The organism is Streptomyces sp. JW3, from assembly GCF_052216785.1.
Taxonomy (GTDB): Bacteria; Actinomycetota; Actinomycetes; order Streptomycetales; family Streptomycetaceae; genus Streptomyces.
This window is the reverse complement of the sequence record NZ_JBQOUX010000001.1, coordinates 165,418-186,299: the sequence shown is the minus strand read 5'-3', so window position 1 is coordinate 186,299 and position 20,882 is coordinate 165,418. Positions and strand designations below refer to the sequence as shown.

Below are 20,882 nucleotides of genomic sequence, written 5' to 3'. Positions count from 1 at the left end.
GAACGGGGGCTGGAGACGGACGACAGGGAGGGGGTCAGCCGGCGAACCAGCGGACCGGCGCGGGCGCGAGGTTCTGGTAGACGTGCTTGGTCTCGCGGTACTCGGCGAGGCCCGCGGGGCCCAGTTCGCGGCCGGTGCCGCTCTTGCCGAAACCGCCCCACTCCGCCTGCGGCAGGTAGGGGTGGAAGTCGTTGATCCAGACCGTGCCGTGCCGCAGCCGGCCCGCGACCCGGCGCGCACGGCCCGCGTCGGTGGTCCAGACGGCGCCCGCGAGCCCGTACTCGGTGTCGTTGGCGAGGGCGACCGCCTCGTCCTCGGTGCGGAAGGTCTCGACGGTGAGGACCGGGCCGAAGACCTCCTCGCGGACCACGCGCATCTCGCGGTGGCAGTGGTCGAGGACGGTCGGCTGGTAGAAGTACCCGGCCTCGGGGCGTACCGCCGAGGGGGCCGGGCGCCGGCCGCCGCAGCGCAGGACCGCGCCCTCGGCGAGCGCGGCGGCGACGTACTCCTCGGTGCGGGCGCGCTGCCGTTCGGAGACCAGCGGGCCGCACTCGACGCCGGGTTCGGTGCCGCGGCCGAGGCGGATCCTGTCGGCGCGGCGGGCGAGTTCGGCGACGAAGCGGTCGCGGACGGACTCCTCGACGATCAGCCGGGAGCCCGCCGAGCAGACCTGGCCGCTGTGCATGAAGGCGGCGTTGAGGGCCTGGTCGACGGCGGTGTCGAAACCATCGGCGGTGGCACAGGCGTCGGCGAAGACCACGTTGGGGTTCTTGCCGCCGAGTTCGAGGGCGACCTTCTTGACGGTGACGGCGGCGGACTGGGCCACCTTGACGCCGCTGGCCAGACCGCCGGTGAAGGAGACCAGGTCGACGTCGGGGTGCTCGGCGAGCCGGGCGCCGACGGTGTGACCGGGACCGGTGACGAGGTTCGCCACCCCGGCCGGCAGGCCCGCCTCCACCAGTAGCTCGATCAGGGTGATCGTGGTCAGCGGGGTGATCTCGCTGGGCTTGAGCACGAAGGTGTTGCCGGCCGCCAGCGCCGGCGCGATCTTCCAACTGGCCTGGAGGAGAGGGTAGTTCCAAGGTGTGATCAGCGCGCAGACACCGACCGGTTCATGGACGACGACGCTGTGCACGTCGGGCGTGCCCGCGTCGACGACCCGGCCGGGGGCCTCGGCGGCGACCAGGTCCGCGAAGTAGCGGAAGGCGTCCGCGACACAGTCGACGTCGACCCGGCCCTCCTCGACGGTCTTGCCGGCGTCCCGGCTCTCCAGCCGGCCGATCCGCTCCCGGTCCCGGACCAGCAGATCGGCGACGCGGCGCAGCAGGGCGGCGCGGCCGGCGACCGGGGTGCGTGGCCACGGGCCCGTGTCGAAGGCGCGGCGCGCGGCGGCCACCGCGAGGTCGGCGTCCTTCGCGTCGCCCTCCGCGACGACGGCGAACGGCAGGGCGTCCGCGGGGTCGACGACCTCCCGGGCGGCCCCGGAGGACGCCGCCAGCCACTCGCCTCCCACGTGAATGCCGGTGCGCTCCGCGTCGAGCTCTCGGGGTGCCGTTCTGTCCGCCATGCCCGGTGTCCGCCTTCCGTTCCTGATCAGCGCCCGTGTGTCGGATGGATGCCACGCCGGGGACCGGGAGCCCTGCCCCGGTCGCCCGTTTGCATGCCGAATCGATGGCTGAAAGTGCGGTAGGTCACTGGGAGTGTGACCGCATGGCGGAGCATTGACCACCGTCGACGACATGATCCGGCGATCCCGGTCCCGAGCACGGCTGCGGCTACGGCTACGGCTACGGCTACGGCAGTACGTATGACAGTACGTATGACGACGGGCCTTCTTCCGGTACGAACTGGAAGAAGGCCCGTCGGGCGTCGGTGCGGGCGCCGCTCAGATGAGGCCGAGACCGCGGACCGCGTCGCGCTCCTCCGTCAGCTCCTGGACGGAGGCGTCGATGCGGGCGCGCGAGAAGTCGTTGATCTCCAGGCCCTGGACGATCTCGTACGAGCCGTCCTTGGTGGTGACCGGGAAGGAGGAGATGAGGCCCTCGGGGACGCCGTAGGAGCCGTCCGACGGGATGCCCATGGAGACCCAGTCGCCGTCGGCGGTGCCGTTGACCCAGGTGTGCACGTGGTCGATGGCGGCGTTGGCGGCGGAGGCGGCCGAGGAGGCGCCCCGGGCCTCGATGATCGCGGCGCCGCGCTTGGCGACGGTCGGGATGAAGTCGTCGGCCAGCCACTGCTCGTCGTTGACGACCTCGGCCGCGTTCTTGCCGGCGATGGTGGCGTGGAAGATGTCCGGGTACTGGGTGGCGGAGTGGTTGCCCCAGATGGTCAGCCGCTTGATGTCGGCGACCGTCGAACCGGTCTTCTTCGCGAGCTGGGTCAGCGCGCGGTTGTGGTCCAGGCGGGTCATCGCGGTGAACCGCTCGGCCGGTACGTCGGGCGCGGCGGCCTGCGCGATCAGCGCGTTGGTGTTGGCCGGGTTGCCGACGACCAGGACCTTGACGTCGTCCGCGGCGTGGTCGTTGATGGCCTTGCCCTGCGGCTTGAAGATGCCGCCGTTGGCCTCAAGGAGGTCACCGCGCTCCATGCCCTTGGTGCGCGGGCGGGCGCCGACGAGCAGACCGACGTTGGTGCCGTCGAAGGCGACGTTCGGGTCGTCGGTGATGTCGATGCCCTGGAGCAGCGGGAACGCGCAGTCGTCCAGCTCCATCGCCGTGCCCTCGGCGGCCTTCAGCGCCGGGGTGATCTCCAGCAGGCGCAGCTTGACCGGCACGTCCGCGCCGAGCAGCTGGCCGGAGGCGATGCGGAAGAGGAGGGCGTAACCGATCTGGCCGGCCGCGCCGGTGACGGTGACGTTCACGGGAGTGCGGGTCATGGCGTTCTCCGTATGACAGCTGGCGGTGGGGGCTCGCTGCCCCGCTACGTTTGATCGATCTCTTGGTATCAAGAGATCGACCCAGCGGTCAGGCTATCGCGCATCCGGCATCCCGGACCTCCGGGTCCGTGTGGCCCGTCCCACAAGGCGCCTGCCTGGCCTTATGCCGGACGGTACGCACCCGGGCACACAAAGAGGCGGCCGCCGGTCCGGGAGAGGGGGGACGCTGGCGACCGCCGTATGGGGATACCCGTTGCCGGACTCCCGTGGGGGTACTCTTCGCGTGCCCGTGATCGGGCCGGGCATGCCTGCCGGGCGGGAACTTTTCCCGCCGCCCGGCATCCCCGCTGTTCGGACCGGCGCGCGGACCCGTCCGCCCGGATTGCCGACCGGATCCCTCCGCGCCGGATCCCTCCGCGCCGGACCCGTTACTCGGTGCAGCCCTGCTCCCCCGACGCCAGCGTGACGCACGCCTTCGCGTCGGCCGCGGCCTCGACGGCCACCATCGGCGTGTACGCGATGGTGTCACCGGTCACCGTGATCGACCCGGTCTGCTCGGCCCCGCCGGCGCTCACCCGGACCTCGTCGCCCTGGCCGGCCTGGGTGACCCGGCCCCACGCGGTACCACAGGTCTTGCTGTACCGGACCTCGACGACGACCGTGCCGACGGTCGCCGTCCGCTCGGTGGTCACCAGGTCGCCGCCGCAGCCCATGGTCTCGGCGTCCTTGCCGGTGCACTGGTCGCCGCTGCACTTCACCCCGGCCGGCAGGTCCGGCTCGGTGGTCACGGTCGGCGACGGGGACGGCCGGGCGTCCTGCTTCTCCTCGCCGCCGTCGTTCAGCAGGAAGAAGGCGCCGGCGACGACGACCAGGACGCCGACGACGCCCGCGACGAAGGTCGCCAGCCGCTTGCCGCCGGTTCCGTTCCCGGCACCCGGTCCCGGCACCCGGTCGCCGGGCGGCGGTCCGCCCTGCGGCCGGGTCACCGGGGTCTGCGGGCTCCCGACGGCGCCCAGTGCCACGGTGTCGTTCGGCACGGGTGCGCCGGGTCCGCCGGGTGTGCCGGGCGTCCCGGTCCTGCGGTTGCCGGACGGCGCGGGTCCGCGATAACCGGCCATGCCCCAGGAGTTGGCCGCGGCGGAGGCGGCGGCGACCTCGGCGGCCGGACCGCTGTCCCGGGCCCCGGCCCAGTCCGGGCTGTCGGCGGCGGTCGGCTGCGCCGGCACCGGTGGCACGGTGGGCGACACCCCGGCCGGACCGGCGATCCCGGGCGTGAGCACGGTGCCGCCGGCCGCCCTGCCGCTCCTGGCTCCGCCGGCTTCCTTGGCGCCCCTCGACTCCTTGGCGCCCCGCGACTCCTTTGCCCCCTGGGCCCGCTGAGCCCGCTTGGTCTCCTTGGCGCTCGGAGTGTTCGTCGCGTTCGTGGCGCTCGGGGCGTCCACCCGGGCCGCGTTCGACTCGGGCGTGGTCAACTCGCCCAGTGCCGCGCGCGCCTGGGAGATCCGGATGGCCTCCATGGTCATGTCGTGCCGCATCTCCGAGCGGCTCCACGCCCGCTCGGCCAGCTCCCACATGGTGGTCAGATGGACCGGATTGGTCCGCGTGACCTCGGCCAGGGCCACGATCGCCCCCTTGGGCGCGAGCAGCCGGCCGTTGAGATACCGCTCCCAGGACGTCTTGCTGTAGCCCGTGGCGTCGGCCACCGCCGCGATGCTCAGTTCACTGCGGTCGACGAGCCTGCGCAACTGGCCGGCGAACTCCTTGATCTGCGGATCGAGATCATCGGGCAAGGCCTTCCAACGAGGCATTGCTTCCCCCTCTTCCCCCCGGATGTCGTGCTGGTCGTTCCCCCGTGCGCATGCGCTCCGCCGAGTCCCGTTCTGGCTACCCACAGGGATGCGCCCGGCGAGGATCTCGGTTTCCCGGGGTGGGGGCGCACAGGAGCACAGCAGCCGCGGGCGAGCACCGTCGCACGCCCACCGACTCGCGGTCCAGTCTGCCATCCGGGCCTCCGCGGTCCCCATTCGCGGAGGCCCGTCTTCCGTCGGGACGCCCCGGACCGTCCCGATTGACCAAGTGAACCGGATCTCAGATGAGTTGACCACACATCCGCGAACTTGTCGTCACATCATCACACTGAACGCACACGCCCGCGCACGCCCTGTCACGCTCGGCGCACGGTTCTCTCCGGTCACGGACCCGGCGGGTGCGCGGTGGGTGCCCGGTGGGTGCCCGGTGGGCGCCCGATGGCTGCCCGATGGCTGCCCGATGGATGAACCGTCACCTCCGTGCCACAGCACGCCGCCGGGCGTTGAAGCGGGCGCGGGGCGTGCGGGAGCCTGGGCAGCGGACGGCGGCCCGTCCGCACGCCGGGGGGACGAGAGGAACGGGCCGCCGTTCTCAGCGCTGCTCGTGCCGCGTTATTCGTTGCTCACCGTGAAGTGCAGCGTGTCCTTCAGGAACGGGATCTCCAGCAGCGGACTCGGCTGGGCCATCAGCGCCAGCAGCGCGATGGCGAGGCCCAGCACGCCGTAGGTGGCGATATCCGTGAAACGGGAGCGTACGGCGAGCATGCCGACGTCCGGCAGGAACCAGCGCAGCGCGGCGCCGCCCAGCAGCGCGAGGCCGATGAGCAGCGTCCCGTACCGGAACACGTCCAGCGCGGTGAGCAGCAGACCGAGCCCGACCAGGCCGACGACGGTGAGCACCGGCCACTGCCGGGCGGGCGCCGGGGCGTCACCGGAGGCGGCCCGGCCACCGCCCTCGGGACGCGCGGTGTCCCGGGTGAAGAGAGGGAACCGCCGGGTGACACGGCGCGGCCGGCCCTGGGCGTCGGGCGCGCTGACGGGGTCGCGGACGGTGAGGCCATCGGCATCCGCACCGGCGTCGGCACCGGCATCCGCACCGGCGTCGGCACCGGCATCCGCATCGGCATCGGCATCGGTATCGGTACGGACTTCGGCATCCGCCGCGTCGGGACGAGCACCGTCCACCTCGGCGGCCTCGGCGGCCTCGGCGGCCTCGGCGCGCTCGACACCCTCGGCTTCCTCGGCCAGGTCCGCGGCCTTCTTATCGGCCGGCACTGCGCTCCGCCGCCTCGACCACGTTGACCAGCAGCTGGGCCCGGGTCATCGGCCCGACCCCGCCGGGGTTCGGGGAGATCCAGGCGGCGACCTCGGCGACGTCCGGGTGCACATCGCCGACGATCTTGCCCTCGGCGTTGCGCGAGACACCGACGTCGAGGACGGCCGCGCCGGGCTTGACGTCCTCGCCCCGCACCAGGTGCGGGGAACCGGCGGCGGCGACGATGATGTCCGCGCGCTTGAGATGGGCGGACAGGTCCCGCGTACCGGTGTGGCACTGCGTGACGGTGGCGTTCTCGCTGCGCCGGGTGAGCAGCAGCGGCATCGGCCGGCCGATGGTGACCCCGCGGCCGACGACCACCACCTCGGCGCCCTTGATCTCCACGCCGTGGCGGCGCAGCAGGGTGAGGATGCCGTGCGGGGTGCAGGGCAGCGGCGCCGGCTCGTTCAGGACCAGCCGGCCGAGGTTCATCGGGTGCAGGCCGTCCGCGTCCTTGTCCGGGTCCATCAGCTCCAGGATCCGGTTCTCGTCGATGCCCTTGGGCAGCGGCAGCTGGACGATGTAGCCGGTGCAGGCCGGGTCCTCGTTCAGTTCGCGGACGACCGCCTCGATCTCCGCCTGCGTCGCGGTCGCGGGCAGCTCGCGCTGGATGGAGGCGATACCGACCTGCGCGCAGTCCCGGTGCTTGCCGGCGACGTACTTCTGACTGCCGGGGTCCTCCCCGACGAGGATCGTGCCGAGACCGGGCGTGACCCCCTTCTCCTTCAGGGCCGCCACGCGGGCGGTCAGTTCGGACTTGATCGCGGCTGCGGTGGCCTTGCCATCGAGAATCTGGGCGGTCATGCCCCCATCCTCGCGGATGACCGGCCTCCTGTTCCAATCCGGCCACCGCCCGGCCACCATCCGGGCAGCTCCGGGCAGCAGGGGGCAGCCCCGGGCAGCAGCGGACAGGTCCCGCCGTATCCGCCCTTGATCAGGGATGTTGCACTTGCACAACAGTGGGGCGATCGGCTGGACAAGGGCTCGGCCCGCCGAGGACGATGAGCGGCGCAGTATCGCGGTCAAGCTCGGGGGGCGAACCGCTCACGTCCTGACGTTCCTCCGTGACGTCCGCATCGTCCCCGCTTGCGCTACGAAGGAAGTCCGCCATGAGTTACGGCTCGCCCGACAACCCGTACGGTCAGCCGCAGAACCCGCCGCCGCCCGGGTACGGCGGCTCCGGTGCCCCCGGCGGCCCCGGAGCCCCGAAGGACCAGCCGCCGTACGGCGCCCCGCAGGGTCAGCCCGGTCAGCCCGGTCAGCCGGGTCAGCCGGGTCAGCCGGGTCAGCCGGGTCAGCCGGGTTACGGTTACCCGCAGTATCCCCAGCAGGGCCAGGCCGGCTACGGCTACCCGCAGGCGCCGGGCGTCCCGCCGCAGCAGGGGTACGGCTACCCGCAGCAGGGGTACGGCTACCCGGGCGGCCCGCGCGTCGCCTCGATGGCCCGCCGCTTCTCCGCCCGGCTGATCGACAGCGTGGCCTTCATCGTCATCTACTTCGTCCTCGCCTTCGCCGGCGTGGCCGGTTCGATAGGCGCGATGCAGGACTGCGACCCGAACTCCGTCAACTACGACAGCTGCATGGACGACGCCGGCTCGGACTTCGCGGCCTCGTTCGGCGTCATCTTCATCGTGTTCATGCTCATCGGGGTGCTCTACGAGTGGCTGATGACCGGCCTGGTGGGCGCCACCCTCGGCAAGCTCTGCGTCGGCATCCGCGTGGTGAAGGTCGACACCGGCCAGAAGCCGGGGCTGGGCTCGGCGTTCATCCGCTACATCATCCCGGTGGTCGGCGGCTTCGCCTGCGGCATCGGTCAGCTGCTCGTCTACCTGTCCCCGTTCTGGGACAAGTCCGGCCGCCAGCAGGGCTGGCACGACAAGGCCGCCAGCACGATGGTCATCCAGAACTGACCCGTCCGGATCCGACCCGCTCACGCTCGGGGTCGGGGTCGAGGGCGCGTTCTCGCCATTCAACTCCGAGGGCCGTGTTCCACCCTTTCGAGGGTGCCACGGCCCTCAGGTGTCCCCCTAGGCTGGCCGAGGCAGCCGTCAGGCACGGGGAGACGCACCTTGTACAGCATCATCGTGGTACCTCCGCCGACCACGGAGGACGGACGGGACCCGGCGCAACGCAGGCTCGCGCCCGGTGAACGGCTCGCGTTCGGGCGGGCGGTGGGCGCGGACGGCCTGCTGATCGAGCACGACGGGGTGTCCCGCCGGGCCGGTGAGATCACCGCCCAGGGCGCCTTCTGGACGCTGAGCAACCTCTCCGGGCATCAGACGTACGTGGTGGAGAACCCGGAGGGCGCGGGCGAGCACATCAAGGTGGCGCCGGGCCGGCTGGACGCGCCGGTGCCGTTCGAGTTCTCCCGGATCGTGCTGCCCGCGGCGGGCGACCTGCTCCCCGTGGAGGTGTGGGCGCCGCGCCACGACTATCTGCGCGCCGAGGACGAAGCCGAGGGCGGGGCCGGCTTCGGCGGCGGCACCGGCGGCGGCGGTGAGCCGACCGCGCCCGCCTTCTCGGTGGACCGCACCAAGCGCTACTTCGCCGTCCTGGCCGCCCTGTGCGAGCCGCGGCTGCGGGGCGCGCCGCACGCCGCGCTGCCCACGGTCGACCAGGTCGTGGAGCGGCTGCGCCCCACCTGGCCGGCGGCGTCCCGTACGTCGGTGCAGTGGAACATCGACTACCTGGCCGTCAAGCTGCGGCTCAAGCCCGGCCCGGAGACGGCCGAGCCGGGTCCGCGGCTGAACGGCAAGAAGGAGTCGCTGGTGTCGCTGGCGCTCCGCTTCGACCTGGTCCGCGAGGACGATCTGCTGGTCCTGGCGGTACCGCCCCGGCGGGCACTGCGGTGACCGAGCCGTACGCCGTGCCGGTGCCGCGGGGGTACCGGGTGGGCGGCTGGGAGGTACGCGAGCCGATCGCGACCGGCGCCTTCGGCAGCGTCTACGCGGCCCGCCGGGTGACCGGGGCCGACGACCGGGCCGGCGACCATCGGGCCGACGACGACCGGGCCGAGGACCACAGGGCCGGCGACGACCGGACCGGCGACCACCGGACCGAGGACCACCGGACTGGCGATCACCGAACCGGCACGGACGCGCCCGACCAGGTCGCCCTGAAGTTCCTGCCGACCGGCACCGGAACCCCCCGCCAACTCGCCCACCTGCGCGAACTGATCGACCGCGAGGTGCGGTTGCTCCGCCGGCTGCGGCGGCCCCGGCTGGTGCGGATGTACGAGACCCTCACCGTGGACGACCCCGGCACGCCCCGCCTCGACGGCGCCACCGTCCTCGTACTGGAGCGGGCCGAGGGCTCGCTGTCCGGTCTGCTCGCCGCCGCCCCGCGACCGCCGTCCGGGCCCGTCCTGCTGGCCCAGGTCTGCGAGGGCCTGGTCCAGCTGCACCGGGCGGGCTGGGTGCACGGCGACCTGAAGCCGGGCAACGTGCTGCTGATGGCGGACGGTTCGGTCCGCCTCGCCGACTTCAACATGGCCGCCGAACTGGAGGGCACCCACGCCTACACACCCGCCTTCTCCACCCCCGACTACACCCCGCCCGAGCTGCTCTGGTCCGAGGTCGGCGAGCGCGGCCGGCAGACCCGCCCGGCCGCCGACATCTGGGCCTTCGGCGTCCTCGCCCACCTGGTGCTCACCGGTTCCTTCCCGCTGCCCGGCGGCACCCCGACGGCCCGCCGGGACGCGGCCGTCGGCTATGCCCGGGGCGCCGACGAGCTGCGCCTGTCGCCCGAACTGCCGGATGCCTGGCGGGAGATCGTCCGCGGCTGTCTGACCCGTACGCACGCGGACCGGATCGGCACCGAGGAGCTACTGCGCCGGGTGTCGGACGCCACCGCCACGGCGCCGGAGGGACGGCGGCGGTTGCGGTGGCCGGCCGGCCCGTTCGCCCGCCGGGGCCGGCCCGGCGGACGCCGCCGGCGGGTCCTGGCCGCCGCGGCCGCCACGGTGGCCGTCGCGGCGCTGGCGTACGGCGTCGCCGACCGGACCGGCACCGGCACCGGTCCGGACCGGCAAGGCGGCGGCGGTACCGGAGCGGCCGGCACCCCGGCCGTCGCCGCCGCCTCCTACGGCGCCGCCGAACTGCGCACCGACCGGGGCGTCCCGGCCGCCTACCGGCTGCTGATCGTGGAGACGGCACACGACTGCGCGGACGCGAACGTCACGCCCGCCCTGATCGCCGCCATGCTCAAGGTGGAGAGCAACTTCGACCCCGATCTGGCCGATCCGTCCCTGGACGAGTACGGCATCGCCCGCTGGACCCCGCGCGTGCTGCGCTGGTGGATGAACGACGACGGCACCCCCGGCGAGACGGTGCCGCAGCCCCCGTTCCCCCCGGCCGAGTCCATCCCGGCGGTGGGCCGCTACCTGTGCTGGATCGCCCCTCGCCTGGACGACGGACTGCCGGGCGACCACCGCGTCCTGATCGCCGCCGCCTACCGGACGTCGTACCGAACGGTGAACGACGCGGCCGGTGTTCCCCCGAAGTGCCGCGACTACGCCGACCGCGTCGCCCACTACCTCAAGGAGTACACCCCCGCGGGCCGGACGTGACCCTGTGACTTCTCAGGGCGGCGCACCCGCCGTCCTTCGGCCGCCTCCTTTCATACCGCTCGATACAGAAGTGGTAGCGTCTAATTCGGTACCGAGCGGTACTGAATAGCGACCGAACCACATGGAGCGCAGTCATGGGACAAACGGGACAGCTCGCAGGCCGGACGGCCGTCGTCACCGGCGGCGGCACCGGGATCGGTCTGGCCACCGCCGTACGGCTGGCGGACGAGGGCGCGCACGTGTTCGTCACCGGTCGGCGCGAGACGGAACTGGACGCGGCCGTGGCGGCCATCGGCCCGGCGCGGGCCACCGCGGTGCCGGGCGACATAACCGACCTCGCCGACCTGGACCGCCTCTACGCCGCGGTCCGCGCCCGGGGCCGGGGCCTGGACGTGCTCTTCGCGAACGCCGGCGTCGGCTCGTTCGCGACGCTGGAGCAGACCACCGAGGAACACGTCGACCGGATCTTCGGCATCAATGTGCGGGGCACGCTGTTCACCGTCCAGAAGGCACTGCCCCTGCTCAACGACGACGCGTCGGTGATCCTGAACTCCTCGGTGCGGGCCGGCGACGGGGTCGCGGCGTTCGGCGCCTACGCGGCCTCGAAGGCGGCGATCCGGTCCTTCACCCGGACCTGGGCCAATGAGCTGAAGGACCGCGGCATCCGGGTCAACGCCGTCTCCCCCGGCAGCATCGACACCCCCGGACTGGACGACGTGGCCGGCGACGAGGACCCGGCGGTCGTCAAGGAACGGTTCACCACGGGCATCCCGCTCGGCCGGATCGGCCGCCCCGAGGAGGTCGCGAACGCGGTGGCCTTCCTCGCCTCCGGACAGAGCGCCTTCATCACCGGGGCCAACCTGTACGTCGACGGCGGCGAGACCCAGGTCTGAACGGAACCGACCCCGGTGGTACGAGGGGCGAGAGCGTCGCCTCCGTACCGCCGGGGTCAGGGCCGGATCAGGGCCAGGATCAGGGCCAGGATCAGGGCCGGATCAGGGCCGGATCAGGGCCGGATCAGGGCCGGGATCAGGGCCGGGATCAGTGGAAGAAGTGCCGCGTGCCGGTGAAGTACATCGTCACGCCGGCCTTCTTCGCGGCCTCGACGACCAGTTCGTCACGGACCGAGCCGCCCGGCTGGACGACCGCCTTGACGCCGGCCTCGGTGAGGATCTCCAGGCCGTCCGGGAAGGGGAAGAACGCGTCGGAGGCGGCGTACGCCCCCCGCGCGCGCTCGGCACCCGCCCGCTCCACGGCGAGCTTCGCGGAGTCCACCCGGTTGACCTGGCCCATGCCGACGCCGACCGAGGCACCGTCCTTGGCGAGCAGGATGGCGTTGGACTTGACCGCTCGGCACGCCTTCCAGGCGAACGCCAGCTCGGCCAGCTCGTCCGCCGTCAGGGCCTCGCCGGTGGCGAGGGTCCAGGTGGCCGGGTCGTCGCCCTCGGCCTGGAGCCGGTCGGTGACCTGGAGCAGCGCGCCGCCGTCGATCGGCTTGACCTCGACGGGGTGGCCGGGGGTCTCGGGGGCGCGCAGCACCCGGATGTTCTTCTTCTTGGTGAGGGCCTCCAGGGCCCCCGCCTCGTAGTCCGGCGCCACGATGACCTCGGTGAAGATCTCCGCGACCTGCTCGGCCAGCTCCTTGGAGACCGGGCGGTTCACCGCGATCACGCCGCCGAACGCGGACAGCGGGTCGCAGGCGTGCGCCTTGCGGTGCGCCTCGGCCACGTCCGCGCCGACCGCGATGCCGCACGGGTTGGCGTGCTTGATGATCGCCACGCACGGCTCGGCGTGGTCGTACGCGGCACGGCGGGCGGCGTCCGTGTCCGTGTAGTTGTTGTACGACATCTCCTTGCCGTGCAGCTGCTCGGCCTCGGCGAGACCGCCGGTGCCCGCGGTGTAGAGGGCGGCGGGCTGGTGCGGGTTCTCGCCGTAGCGCAGGGTGTGCGAGCGCTCCAGGCTGGTGGCGAGGAACTCGGGGAACTGCGAGTCGTCGGCCGGCGCGTAGGAGGAGGCGAACCAGGCGGAGACCGCGATGTCGTACTCGGCGGTGTGCCGGAACGCCTCGGCGGCCAGCCGCTTGCGGGTCGCCAGGTCGAACCCGCCGTCCTTGACCGCGCCCAGCACGTCGGCGTACCGCTCGGGGCTGGTGACCACGGCGACCGAGGGGTGGTTCTTGGCGGCGGCGCGGACCATCGAGGGGCCGCCGATGTCGATCTGCTCGACGCACTCGTCGGGGGACGCGCCGGAGGCGACGGTCTCGCGGAACGGGTAGAGGTTGACCACGACCAGGTCGAACGGGGCCACGCCCAGTTCGTCGAGCTGCTGCCGGTGGCTCTCCAGGCGCAGGTCGGCGAGGATGCCGGCGTGCACCTTGGGGTGCAGGGTCTTGACCCGGCCGTCCAGGCACTCGGGGAAGCCGGTGAGGTCCTCGACCTTGGTGACCGGCACGCCGGCGGCGGCGATCCGGCCGGCCGTGGACCCGGTGGAGACGAGTTCGACGCCCGCCTCGTGGAGCCCGCGGGCGAGGTCCTCAAGACCCGTCTTGTCGTAGACGCTGACGAGCGCCCGACGGATGGCCCGCTTGCCGCTCTCGGCGGTCACTGTCTCGGCGGTCACTGGATAACTACCTTTCGTCCCTCGATGCGATAGCCGTGGCGGGCGAGCCGGCCCACGACATCGACGAGCAGCCTTCGCTCGACTTCCTTGATGCGCTCGTGCAGCGCGCTCTCGTCGTCCTCGTCCCGGATCTCCACCACGCCCTGCGCGATGATCGGCCCGGTGTCGACGCCGTCGTCGACGAAGTGGACGGTGCAGCCGGTGACCTTGGCGCCGTACGCGAGCGCGTCCCGCACGCCGTGCGCCCCCGGGAAACTGGGCAGGAGGGCCGGGTGCGTGTTGACGAACCGCCCTCCGAAGCGGGCCAGGAACTCCTTGCCCACGATCTTCATGAACCCGGCCGAGACCACCAGGTCCGGCTCGTACCCGGCGACCGCCGCCGCCAGCGCCGCGTCCCAATCCTCGCGGGTGGCGAAGTCCCTCACCTTCGTGACGAAGGTGGGCAGCCCGGCGCGCTCGGCGCGGGCGAGCCCTTCGATGCCCTCCCGGTCGGCACCCACGGCCACGATCTCGGCGCCGTAGGCCGCGCTGCCGGTGGCAGCGATCTCGTCGAGGAGCGCCTGGAGATTGGTGCCGGATCCGGAGACCAGCGCGACGAGGCGCGCGACGCGTCCGGCAACGGGCTCGGCCACGGTCTCGGCGGCCACATTGGGGGCCACGGTGGGGGCCTTTCTCGGGGGTGCGGGTGGTGATGCGGTGGTTGTCGGGGTGGTGATGCGGTGGTTGTCGGGGTGGTGGTGCGGTGGTTGTTCGGGTGGTGGTGCGGTGGTGGTGCGCGGGGGTGGTACAGGGATGGTGCGGGCGGCTGCGAGCGGCTCGTACCACCGCGTTTGTGCGGTCGTACGAATGCTTCACGCCCCCTGATACGGGGAAGCCTACGAAGCAGCCGACCGGCAGCAACGATACCGGCACTCCGGGCGGCCCCCTCGGGACGGGGGCGTGGCCGGAAGGTAGCGTCTGGATGGGGGCGCGCCGGGAACGCTGTCCGCGCACCGCGCGTTCACCACTCGTAACCGCCCGATCGCCACAGCCAAGGGGAAGACGCTCACTTGATGCCGGACCGCAGCCCGCGACTGCTCACGCTCCCCCAGCAGTCGGCGCAGGGAAGGGAGCACAGCGGCGCCGTGCTGCTGCGGGAGCGCCCGTCCTCGCCGCCCGACGCCCCGGGCGACCGCGGCCACGGCGACGCCCCGAAGTCCTCGAAGTCCTCGAAGTCCTCGAAGTCCCAGGCGGACGACAATCCCTTCGCGCCGCCGCCCGAGGGCTCCCCGGACCAGCCCTGGCAGCCGCGCCGCCCGTCCGGCGACAGCGGCGGGGAGGGTTCCTCGGACGGCGGCCACCGGCCGTGGGGCGGCCAGTGGAGCGACCGGCAGCCCGGCCGTTCCCCCGGCGGCTTCGGCGAGCGTCCGGGCCCCGGCGGTCCGGGCAACGGTCCGCAGCAGCCGTCCGGCGCCCCCGGCCCGCGCTGGGACCCCACCGACCCCGCCCAGCGCCGCGCCCGGTACGCGCTGCTGAGCGGCATGTGGGCGCTGTTCTTCGCCCTGTTCAGCTGGGGGTACGTGGCGCTGCTGCTCGGTGCCCTCGCGCTGTACTGGGGCATCAGCGCCCTGCGCGCCAAGCCTCGCGCCGCCGCCGACCCGGACACCCCGGCGCTTCCGCCCGAGCAGACCGGCCGGCCGCAGACCACGGCGGCGGTCAGCGGCCTGGTCACGGCGTCACTGGGCATCCTGCTGGTCGCCGCGTCCTTCGCCGCGCAACTGGTCTACAGCGATTACTACACGTGTCAGAGCGACGCCCTCACCAACGAGGCCAAGCAGTCGTGCAGCCGGCATCTGCCGGAGGAGTTGCGGGGGGTGCTGGGGACGGAGGGCTGACTCGGGCTGGGGTGAGCCGGGTTTAGCTGGGCTGGGCTGAGCTGGGCTCAGGGGATTGGGCGGGGCGGATCGAGGGGTGGAGGGTCGGTCGGCAGGAGGTCGTAGGGCGCGTTGTCCGGGTGACCGCCGTGCCCGTGTCCGTGTCCGCCGCCGGCTGTTCCGTCCGGTCCGGTCTTCGCGTGCCGCGTCCAGGGCATCCGGGGTGATGACAGGAGGGGCGGGCGCCACCCCGACCCCCAGCGGCGCCGGTCGGCCGGGCCCCGCGGCACGCCCCGGCGGCACCGCCAGGCCCGTCCGAGCAGCGCTGTCGGCACGGCCACCGTCCAGACCCACCCCAGCGTGGCCGCCCCGGTCTGCCACCACACCGGTCCGAAACGGGCGAGGGCGTCGTTGCCGAGCGGCCCGCCGGCCAGTGCGGCGAGCAGGGCGACCAGGACCGCGCACAGCAGCGCCGCGAGGGAGGCGGCGGCGGCCGTCCGGCCGGTCGACCAGGGGGCATCGGTCCCGCCTCTCGGCCAAGGGCCCGTACGGCCCGCCCCGCGCCCCGCCCCGCCCCCCGTCCCGGCACCACCGCGACCGATGCCGATGCCGACGCCGATGCCGACGCCGATGCTGTTGCCCACGCCGGTCGGTGGACCCCCCGGGACCGCCGAGGTCATCGTCGGGACCGGCGCCCGGGCGGGTGCGGTGGCCGAGCGGGCGGTGAACCACCCCACCGTCGCCCCGGCCGCCAGCGGCACCGCGCCGACCGCCCAGTGCCACGGCGTGCCCGGACCCGGGTCCGGTACCGCCGCCAGCAGCGGCAACGGCGGCAGCAGCGGAGCGGGCGCGGAGGCGAGCGGGCCGACCAGATGCCCGGTGCCGAGCACGAAACCCGGGCCGAGGGAGTACGCCGCCGCCCAGACGGCCGCGTTCGGCACCAGCGCGAGACACAGCAGCAGGACGGAGAGCTGCCCCACCCAGCCGTCCGCCAGCCGGAGGAACGACCCCCGGGCCGCCCCGCCGTGCCCCACCAGCGACACCAGGAGCAGCAGCGCCCCGCCACCGCCGAGCACCGCCGTCCCGGCGCCCGCCGCCCGGGCCGCGGCGCCCATCCGCGCGTCCGGTTCCACGATCAGCTCACGCAGCGTCCGGGGCAGTACCCGCAGCGCCCGGCCCACCGGACCGCCCGGACGGCCGAACGCCGTCCACACCCCCGCGCCCGCCGCCGCCATGACGACCAGCGGCAGGCACACCAGCGCCCCCGCCCAGGCGGGCCGCAGCGCCCCGCCCCGTGCGTACAGCGCCACCGGCAGGGCGACGGCGAGGTAGCCGAGGACCACGCCCGCCCAGGCGTTGCGCGCGGAGACCGGTGGCGGGCCGTCCAGGAGGTCCCGGACCCGGACGCCCGCGCCCGGCCCCACGGTCACGCCCGTGCCGTCGCCGGGGTCGGTGGCGTCCCGGGCGGCCCGGTGCAGCAGCCAGACGGGCACCAGGGTGAGGAGCAGCGGAGTGATCCCGACCGGCGCGGGGACGCCGGAGAGGGTGCCGGTGCGGACCAGTTCGACGCCGTGCGCCAGCACCCACAGGGCCGTCGCGGCGTGCAGGGCGCCGCCGGGCCCGCTGTCGGGATACGGCGAGCTGATCCACAGCAGCGTCACCAGGACGGCGAGCGCGGCGAGTCCGAGCCCGGCGGCGACCGCGCCGCCGAGCAGCCCGGCGGCGAGCCCCGGCGAACGGTCCCGCCAGCGCAGCTGCCAGCGGGCGAACAGGGTGGTGAGCAACGTGGTGAGCAGGGTGGCGGGCGAAGGGGGCGGCGACGGTCGGCGAGCGGTCGTGGGGATCACGCCGGTCATGCTCCCAACGACACGCGCTTTCCCGTCGTAACAGGCGAAGCCCCGCTGTGTCGCTCAATATATGTTTATGTACTTTTTCGCACGGAGGGGCGTCCGGTGACGGAGAGCCCTGCCATTCCGCTTCCGCCTCCCAAGACCTGCCGACGCCTGCGGGAGACCGCCTCGCTGACCCAGGCTCAGCTCGCGGCACAGGTGGGGGTCTCCCGCGAGACGGTGCGTGCGTGGGAGACGGGCCGCACGACTCCGCGTGGCCGGAAGCGCGAGGCGTACGCGAAACTGCTGGCCGCACTGGCCCGGGAGACGAGCGAGGGGAAGGTGACGGCCGATCAGGCGCCCGCCCCGCACGCCGCGTCCGAGGCACCGGCGGATTCAAATACAGATTCGGACTCGGGACCGGGACCGGGGTCGGGGTCGGGGTCGGGGTCGGAACTAGGACTGGGACTGAGACCGGAGTCGGGGCCGGAGTCGGGGCCGGAGTCGGGGCCGGAGTCGGGACCGGAGCCGAAGCCGGAGCCGGGCCCCGCCCCCCTGACGCCCGCTCAGGCGTTCGACGCGTTGTACGCGTTCTGCGCCCCCGCTCTCGTCCGGCAGACCTACCTGCTCACCGGTCGGCGGGAACTGGCGCGCGAGTCGGTCGAGCGGGCCTTCCAGCTCGCCTGGGACCGCTGGCCCGAGGTGGCCCGCGACCGGGACCCGGCGGGCTGGGTGCGGGCGGCGGCGTACGAGTACGCCCTCTCCCCCTGGCACCGCTTCCGGCTGCGCCACCGGCAGCCCGAACCGCCCGCCGCCGGCGCCGACGACCGGGTCCTGCTGGACGCCCTGCTGAAACTCCCGCCCGCCCACCGCCGCACCCTCGTGCTCTACGACGGGGTCGGCCTCAATCTGCCGGAGACGGCGGCGGAGACGGAGGCGACCACCCCGGCGGCGGCGAACCGGCTGCTGAGCGCCCGCGAGGCCGTCGCCGCCCGGCTGCCGGCCCTGGCCGACCCCGGCGAACTGCACCGGCGGCTCGCCGAACTGGCGTCCACCGCGCGGCTGCGGGCCGCCGAGTCGCCGGCGGTGCGGACCGGCAGCGAACGCCGGGCCCGGTTGCTGACCCGGGCCGCCATCGCGTTCACGGCCGCCCTGATCGGGACCACGGCGCTGACCCTGCGGACGGCTCCGACGAAGTACGAACCCCCGGTGCCCGCCGGGCAGGCGGTGCGCGGCGTGCCGGCCCGAGTGGCGCCGGGGGCGCTGTCGGACGAGGAACTGTCACTGCGGAGCAAGCTGCGCGAGGAGCTCCAGGACGGTCCGGAGCGGCTGGTTCCGCTGGGGCGCTGAGGCCCGGCGCCGGACGCGCGAGGGCCCGCCGTCCCCGGAAGGAGGCGGGCCCTCGTGCGTACGTACGTAACGGGAACTCAGCCGCCCAGGATCTCGCGGGCGAGCTTGGCCGTCTCGGTCGGGGTCTTGCCGACCTTGACGCCCGCGGCCTCCAGGGCCTCCTTCTTCGCCTGGGCGGTGCCGGACGAACCGGAGACGATGGCGCCGGCGTGGCCCATGGTCTTGCCCTCGGGCGCGGTGAAGCCCGCGACGTAGCCGACGACCGGCTTGGTCACGTTCTTCGCGATGAAGTCCGCGGCCCGCTCCTCGGCGTCGCCGCCGATCTCGCCGATCATGACGATCAGGTCGGTCTCGGGGTCGGCCTCGAACGCGGCGAGCGCGTCGATGTGCGTGGTGCCGATGATCGGGTCACCACCGATGCCGACTGCGGTCGAGAAGCCGATGTCCCGCAGTTCGTACATCATCTGGTACGTCAGCGTGCCGGACTTCGAGACCAGGCCGATACGGCCCGGCTTGGTGATGTCGCCCGGGATGATGCCGACGTTGGACTGGCCCGGGGTGATGATGCCGGGGCAGTTCGGGCCGATGATGCGGGTCTTGTTGCCCTTCTTGCCGGCGTACGCCCAGAAGTTCGCCGAGTCGTGCACGGCGATGCCCTCGGTGATCACGACGGCCAGCGGGATCTCGGCGTCGATGGCCTCGATCACGGCGTCCTTGGTGAACTTCTCCGGCACGAAGATGACCGATACGTTCGCGCCGGTCTTCTCGATGGCCTCCTTGACGGTGCCGAAGACCGGTACCTCGGTGCCGTCGAAGTCCACGGACTGACCCGCCTTGCGCGGGTTGACGCCGCCCACGACCTCGGTGCCGTCACCCAGCATGAGCTTGGTGTGCTTCATGCCGGTGGCGCCGGTCATGCCCTGGACGATGACCTTGCTGTCCTTGTTGAGCCAGATAGCCATGGTGTGTTGGTGTCCTCGTCCTGAGTGCTTACTTGGCGGCGGCGTGAGCCAGCTCGGCGGCCTTGTCGGCGGCGCCGTCCATGGTGTCGACGCGCTGCACCAGCGGGTGGTTGGCGTCGGTGAGGATCTTGCGGCCCAGCTCGGCGTTGTTGCCGTCGAGACGGACGACGAGCGGCTTCTCGACCTTCTCGCCGCGGTCCTCGAGGAGCTTCAGCGCCTGGACGATGCCGTTGGCGACCTCGTCGCAGGCGGTGATGCCGCCGAAGACGTTGACGAACACGGAGCGGACGTCCGGGTCGCCGAGGATGATCTCCAGGCCGTTCGCCATCACCTGGGCGGAGGCGCCGCCACCGATGTCCAGGAAGTTGGCGGGCTTCACGTTGCCGTGCTTCTCACCGGCGTACGCGACGACGTCCAGGGTGCTCATCACGAGACCCGCGCCGTTGCCGATGATGCCGACCTCGCCGTCGAGCTTGACGTAGTTGAGGTTCTTCTCCTTGGCGGCGGCCTCCAGCGGGTTGGCCGCGGCCTTGTCGTGCAGCTCGTCCCAGTCGTGCCGGAACTCGGCGTTGTCATCGAGCGACACCTTGCCGTCCAGCGCGAGGACGTCACCGGAGGCGACCTTCGCGAGCGGGTTGACCTCGACGAGGAGGGCGTCCGACTTGATGAAGGTGTCCCACAGCGTGACGAGGACGTTGGCGACCTTGTCGGCGACCTCGGCCGGGAACTTCGCGGCCTCGACGATCTCGCGCGCCTTCTCGGGCGTCACGCCGTCGATCGCGTCGATCGGTGTCTTGGCGACGGCCTCGGGGCGGGTCGCGGCGACCTCCTCGATCTCCATGCCGCCCTCGACGGAGGCGATGGAGAGGAAGGTGCGGTTGGCACGGTCGAGGAGGAAGGAGACGTAGTACTCCTCCAGGATCTCCGGGGCCGTCTCGGCGATCATCACCTTGTGGACCGTGTGGCCCTTGATGTCCATGCCGAGGATGTCCGTCGCGCGGGCGACGGCCTCGTCCGCGGTCGCGGCGAGCTTGACGCCGCCGGCCTTGCCGCGGCCGCCGACCTTCACCTGGGCCTTGACGACGGACTTGCCACCGAGGCGCTCAGTGGCTGCGCGGGCCGCCTCAGGCGTGTCGATGACTTCACCGGCCAGCACCGGTACATCGTGCTTGGCGAAGAGGTCCCTCGCCTGGTACTCGAACAGGTCCACGCGCTTCCGTCCCTATCAGTGATCTCGCGGTTCGTTGTCTGCGTGGGCGTGCCGCGAGGGCAACGTGACGACCGCCGTGTCAGTCACAAGGGAGGCGCACACGGTGTCCGAGCGCGCGGCATGTCCGTCTCGCAGGTTATCGCCGCATGCGGGAGGTCTCTAAATCACATCTCACACCTGAGCGGTGATACCTGTCACATGATGCCGCCCTCTCTGGCACGGGGTGCCGCAGGTGAGGCGGGCAGTACGGCGGCGGTGGGGCCTCACCGGGCTGGGGTCGGCCCGGTGAGGCCGGTGCACACCCCTGAGCTCCGGCGATGCCGGTTCTCCTGGGGCGTGGGGTGCCCGGTCCCCACCCCTGGGGACCGGGCACCCCGACCGCGGACTCCCGCGCCGGACGGAACCGACGGATTTCGGCCATCCGGTACGGGGGGGTCCGCGGCGTCGATACCCGCCTGCGGACGTCGGCGCGGTGCGTGGACGCCGTACGGGCG

General features: G+C 73.0%; 16 protein-coding genes. 6 read left to right on the top strand and 10 right to left on the bottom strand.

Annotated features, from left to right (window positions below; all coding sequences use genetic code 11):
• Positions 1-34 precede the first annotated feature (34 nt).
• The 5 genes from ACTT8P_RS00890 to ACTT8P_RS00870 all read right to left on the bottom strand — a co-directional run bounded on the left by ACTT8P_RS00890 (position 35) and on the right by ACTT8P_RS00870 (position 6,802).
• Positions 35-1,567 carry an aldehyde dehydrogenase family protein gene (locus ACTT8P_RS00890; RefSeq protein ID WP_442829513.1) on the bottom strand — a complete coding sequence of 511 codons (1,533 nt, stop codon included), beginning with the start codon at positions 1,565-1,567 and terminating at the stop codon, positions 35-37.
• A gap of 318 nt (positions 1,568-1,885) precedes the next feature.
• Positions 1,886-2,875 carry a malate dehydrogenase gene (locus ACTT8P_RS00885; RefSeq protein WP_442829512.1) on the bottom strand — a complete coding sequence of 330 codons (990 nt, stop codon included), beginning with the start codon at positions 2,873-2,875 and terminating at the stop codon, positions 1,886-1,888.
• Positions 2,876-3,303: 428 nt separating this feature from the next.
• Positions 3,304-4,683, bottom strand: coding sequence for a DUF2690 domain-containing protein (locus ACTT8P_RS00880; RefSeq protein ID WP_442829511.1), 1,380 nt, complete (start codon positions 4,681-4,683; stop codon positions 3,304-3,306).
• A gap of 612 nt (positions 4,684-5,295) precedes the next feature.
• Positions 5,296-5,958 (bottom strand): DUF3017 domain-containing protein, encoded by a 663-nt coding sequence (locus ACTT8P_RS00875; RefSeq protein WP_442829510.1) that lies wholly within the window; start codon positions 5,956-5,958, stop codon positions 5,296-5,298.
• Positions 5,945-6,802, bottom strand: coding sequence for a bifunctional methylenetetrahydrofolate dehydrogenase/methenyltetrahydrofolate cyclohydrolase (locus ACTT8P_RS00870; protein ID WP_442829509.1), 858 nt, complete (start codon positions 6,800-6,802; stop codon positions 5,945-5,947). Before ACTT8P_RS00870 ends, ACTT8P_RS00875 begins: the two co-directional genes overlap by 14 nt.
• Before the next feature lie 305 nt (positions 6,803-7,107).
• Here ACTT8P_RS00870 and ACTT8P_RS00865 point away from each other — a divergent pair, with 305 nt between their 5' ends.
• From ACTT8P_RS00865 to ACTT8P_RS00850, 4 genes are all read left to right on the top strand, one after another.
• Positions 7,108-7,908 carry an RDD family protein gene (locus tag ACTT8P_RS00865; RefSeq protein ID WP_442829508.1) on the top strand — a complete coding sequence of 267 codons (801 nt, stop codon included), beginning with the start codon at positions 7,108-7,110 and terminating at the stop codon, positions 7,906-7,908.
• A 159-nt stretch (positions 7,909-8,067) separates the two neighbouring features.
• Entirely contained in the window at positions 8,068-8,850 is a 783-nt protein-coding gene (locus ACTT8P_RS00860; protein WP_442829507.1) for an FHA domain-containing protein, read from the top strand.
• Positions 8,847-10,565 (top strand): serine/threonine protein kinase, encoded by a 1,719-nt coding sequence (locus ACTT8P_RS00855; protein ID WP_442829506.1) that lies wholly within the window; start codon positions 8,847-8,849, stop codon positions 10,563-10,565. The genes ACTT8P_RS00860 and ACTT8P_RS00855 overlap by 4 nt, the downstream gene beginning before the upstream one ends.
• 134 nt (positions 10,566-10,699) lie before the next feature.
• Positions 10,700-11,458 (top strand): SDR family NAD(P)-dependent oxidoreductase, encoded by a 759-nt coding sequence (locus ACTT8P_RS00850; protein WP_442829505.1) that lies wholly within the window; start codon positions 10,700-10,702, stop codon positions 11,456-11,458.
• A 148-nt stretch (positions 11,459-11,606) separates the two neighbouring features.
• Here the strand turns inward: ACTT8P_RS00850 and purH are convergent, their stop codons facing one another.
• Positions 11,607-13,169: a bifunctional phosphoribosylaminoimidazolecarboxamide formyltransferase/IMP cyclohydrolase gene (purH, locus tag ACTT8P_RS00845; protein ID WP_442829600.1), complete on the bottom strand. Its 1,563-nt coding sequence runs from the start codon at positions 13,167-13,169 to the stop codon at positions 11,607-11,609.
• Between the two features lie 11 nt (positions 13,170-13,180).
• Positions 13,181-13,831, bottom strand: coding sequence for a phosphoribosylglycinamide formyltransferase (purN, locus tag ACTT8P_RS00840; RefSeq protein ID WP_442829599.1), 651 nt, complete (start codon positions 13,829-13,831; stop codon positions 13,181-13,183).
• A gap of 405 nt (positions 13,832-14,236) precedes the next feature.
• Here purN and ACTT8P_RS00835 point away from each other — a divergent pair, with 405 nt between their 5' ends.
• Positions 14,237-15,058: a hypothetical protein gene (locus tag ACTT8P_RS00835; RefSeq protein ID WP_442829504.1), complete on the top strand. Its 822-nt coding sequence runs from the start codon at positions 14,237-14,239 to the stop codon at positions 15,056-15,058.
• 47 nt (positions 15,059-15,105) lie between these two features.
• Here the strand turns inward: ACTT8P_RS00835 and ACTT8P_RS00830 are convergent, their stop codons facing one another.
• Positions 15,106-16,893 carry a cell division protein PerM gene (locus ACTT8P_RS00830; protein WP_442829503.1) on the bottom strand — a complete coding sequence of 596 codons (1,788 nt, stop codon included), beginning with the start codon at positions 16,891-16,893 and terminating at the stop codon, positions 15,106-15,108.
• A 96-nt stretch (positions 16,894-16,989) separates the two neighbouring features.
• Between ACTT8P_RS00830 and ACTT8P_RS00825 the strand changes: the two genes are divergently transcribed.
• Positions 16,990-18,216 carry a helix-turn-helix domain-containing protein gene (locus tag ACTT8P_RS00825; protein WP_442829502.1) on the top strand — a complete coding sequence of 409 codons (1,227 nt, stop codon included), beginning with the start codon at positions 16,990-16,992 and terminating at the stop codon, positions 18,214-18,216.
• Positions 18,217-18,293: 77 nt separating this feature from the next.
• On the opposite strand, the gene sucD is transcribed toward ACTT8P_RS00825, so the two are convergent.
• Together sucD and sucC are read right to left on the bottom strand one after the other, a co-directional pair.
• Positions 18,294-19,178, bottom strand: a complete 885-nt coding sequence (gene sucD / locus ACTT8P_RS00820; RefSeq protein WP_442829501.1) for a succinate--CoA ligase subunit alpha — start codon at positions 19,176-19,178, stop codon at positions 18,294-18,296.
• A gap of 28 nt (positions 19,179-19,206) precedes the next feature.
• The gene (sucC, locus tag ACTT8P_RS00815) at positions 19,207-20,388 is read right to left on the bottom strand and encodes an ADP-forming succinate--CoA ligase subunit beta (protein ID WP_442829500.1); all 1,182 of its coding nucleotides are present in this window, start codon (positions 20,386-20,388) and stop codon (positions 19,207-19,209) included.
• Positions 20,389-20,882: the final 494 nt, after the last annotated feature.